This is a genomic window from Labrys sp. (in: a-proteobacteria) (assembly GCF_047605565.1).
GTDB lineage: Bacteria > Pseudomonadota > Alphaproteobacteria > Rhizobiales > Labraceae > Labrys > Labrys neptuniae.
Map to the genome: position 1 here is coordinate 1 of NZ_JASGFM010000086.1, position 2,925 is coordinate 2,925.

3 protein-coding genes and 1 pseudogene are annotated in these 2,925 nt (G+C 65.1%); all 4 read left to right on the top strand.

Features of this window, described 5'->3' with window-relative positions; genetic code table 11:
- Positions 1-446 (top strand): 2-oxo acid dehydrogenase subunit E2 (locus tag QM672_RS32540; protein ID WP_415087381.1); only part of this gene is annotated, 446 nt, incomplete at its 5' end.
- Positions 443-994 (top strand): hypothetical protein, encoded by a 552-nt coding sequence (locus QM672_RS32545; protein WP_311938151.1) that lies wholly within the window; start codon positions 443-445, stop codon positions 992-994. The genes QM672_RS32540 and QM672_RS32545, both read left to right, overlap by 4 nt.
- Positions 995-1,078: 84 nt before the next feature.
- The gene (lpdA, locus tag QM672_RS32550; RefSeq protein WP_311938153.1) at positions 1,079-2,518 is read left to right on the top strand and encodes a dihydrolipoyl dehydrogenase; all 1,440 of its coding nucleotides are present in this window, start codon (positions 1,079-1,081) and stop codon (positions 2,516-2,518) included.
- A 133-nt stretch (positions 2,519-2,651) separates the two neighbouring features.
- A pseudogene (locus QM672_RS32555) lies at positions 2,652-2,925 on the top strand (lipoyl synthase); the annotation flags it as partial.

Genomic DNA, 2,925 nt, shown 5'->3' on the forward strand with positions numbered 1-2,925 from the left:
GGACCGACGGCGCCATGCTCAAGCACAAGCATGCCGATGTCGGCGTCGCCGTCTCCATCCCGGGCGGCCTGATCACGCCGATCATCCGCGCGGCGGAAAGCAAGACGCTGTCGGCCATCTCCAACGAGATGAAGGACCTTGCAGCGCGGGCCAAGAGCCGCAAGCTCAAGCCCGAGGAATATCAGGGCGGCACCGGCTCGGTCTCCAATCTCGGCATGTTCGGGGTGAAGTCGTTTGCGGCCATCGTCAATCCGCCGCACGCCACCATCCTGGCGGTTGGCGCTGGCATCAAGCAGCCGGTGGTGCAGGGCGGTGAGGTCAAGGTGGCGACCATCATGTCGCTGACGCTTTCCACCGATCATCGCGCCGTCGACGGCGCACTGGGCGCCGAACTGATGCAAGCCTTCAAGGGCTATATCGAAAAGCCCATGGGGATGCTGGTTTGAACGGCAGGACCGCAGGACGAGCTTGGGCGCCAGGTATCGCAATCCTGGTGCTGGCGGCAGGCCTCGGGGGCTGCAATACCCCCGGCCTTGCCGGCAAGCCCATCGTTGCAGCCCCGCCCAAGCCTGAACCAACCATGGATCAGGCACGCGAAATCGCCATGTCCGGCATCGCTTCCATCGGTGAGGGCTATCGCGTCACGCTTGACGCGGACGGCTCGGGCCGGGCTTGGCGGGACGGGGTTCCCGGCGTGGTCCCGGTGGCCTGGAGCGTGCTGGATTCGAGCAAGACCACGCTTGATCGCCCGTCGGCTCCCGGCCAGCCTGCCGCCGCGCCGGCGATCGATCCGGCCACCGGACAGCCGCTCCCCCAGCAGGGGACGGGCAAGCCCGTGATCTGCGTGGAGCTGCCGCGGACCCTCAATATCGCGACGGGGTATTACAAATGCGCCTTCGCCCGCGATTGGAAGACCCAGCCCCGGACCTCGCCGGCGGGGGCAGCCCCGGCCGCGACGACCCCAACGGCGGCGCCTGCCGCCAATGCAGGCTAGCAATCGGACGATCTGAGACCTGATTTCCGACCCGGTGCCGAGACGACGAGCGTTTCCGGCGCCAGGCCCAAGAGGAGACCCCAAATGAGTTCCTACGACGTCATCGTGATCGGCTCAGGCCCCGGCGGTTACGTCACCGCCATTCGTTCCGCGCAGCTCGGCCTGAAGACGGCCGTGATCGAGCGCGAGCATCTGGGCGGTATCTGTCTCAATTGGGGCTGCATCCCAACCAAGGCGCTGCTGCGCTCGGCCGAGGTGCTGCACAATTCCCAGCACGCCAAGGATTTCGGCCTGGTGCTCAGCGGCTCGATCAGCGCCGATGTCGGCGCGGTGGTCAAGCGCTCGCGCGGCGTTTCTGCCCAGCTGGCCACCGGCGTCGGCTTCCTGTTGAAGAAGAACAAGGTCGACGTGATCTGGGGCGAAGCCGAGATCACCAAGCCCGGTGAGATCGTGGTCAAGGCCTCGACCAAGTCGGTGCAAGGGCCAGCGATCCCGGCGCCCAAGGGCGCTCAGGGACCGGGAACCTATCAAGCCAAGAACATCATCGTGGCCACCGGGGCGCGTCCGCGTGTTCTGCCGGGCCTCGAACCGGACAAGAAGCTGATCTGGACCTATTTCGATGCCATGGTGCCGCCGGACATGCCCAAGTCGCTGATCGTGGTCGGCTCGGGCGCCATCGGCATCGAGTTCGCTTCCTTCTATCGCACCCTCGGCGCCGAAGTCACGGTGGTCGAGGTGCTGCCGCAGATCCTGCCGGTCGAGGACGAGGAAATCGCCGCCCATGCGCGCAAGCGCTTCGAGAAGGCCGGCATGAAGATCCTCTCCAACGCCAAAGTGACCAAGGTCGAAAAGACCGCCAATTCGGTCAAGGCGACGGTGGAGACGGCCGACGGCAAGTCCCAGGTGATCGAGGCCGACCGCATGATCTCGGCTGTCGGCGTGGTCGGCAATATCGAGAATCTCGGCCTGGAGAAGCTCGGCGTGAAGACCGATCGCGGCTGCGTGGTGGTCGACGGTTTCGGCAAGACCAATGTGCCCGGTATCTTCGCCATCGGCGACGTTGCCGGCCCGCCGATGCTGGCGCACAAGGCCGAGCATGAGGGCGTGGTCTGCGTCGAGGCGATCGCCGGCAAGAACCCGCACGCCTTCGAGAAGGACAAGATCCCCGGCTGCACCTATTGCACGCCGCAGATCGCCAGCGTCGGCCTGACCGAGAAGAAGGCCAAGGAGGCGGGCTATACCGTCAAGGTCGGCCGCTTCCCCTTCATCGGCAATGGCAAGGCCATCGCTCTCGGCGAACCCGAAGGCCTGGTCAAGACGGTGTTCGACGCCAAGACCGGCCGGCTGCTGGGCGCCCATATGGTCGGTGCCGAGGTGACCGAACTGATCCAGGGCTTCGTGATCGCCATGAACCTGGAGACCACCGAGGAAGATCTGATGCATGCGGTGTTCCCGCATCCGACCCTGTCGGAAATGATGCATGAGAGCGTCCTGGACGCCTATGGTCGCGCCATCCATATGTAAATTGAGCGCACGACCTGCACGCATGCCGGCGAAAAACAGGCATGCGTGTGGGAGAGGCTAGCCGGGCTTGCCCGGCAATGGTGAAGCGCAGGCTTTCCTGATATATCGGCCTCAATGAAGCGAAAGGCTTGTCATGGCTGTCGTCCTCGATCTCCTCAACAACGACAATCGGCCGCGCCATCCCGAGAAGGCGCACCGGCCGGATCAGCCCATGCTGCGCAAGCCGGACTGGATCCGCGTGAAGGCGCCGGGCTCGCCGGGCTGGCGTGACACCCAGGCGATCGTCAAGGAGAACAAGCTCGTCACCGTCTGCGAGGAGGCGGGTTGCCCCAATATCGGTGAGTGCTGGGACAAGAAGCACGCCACCTTCATGATCATGGGCGACACCTGCACGCGGGCCTGCGCCT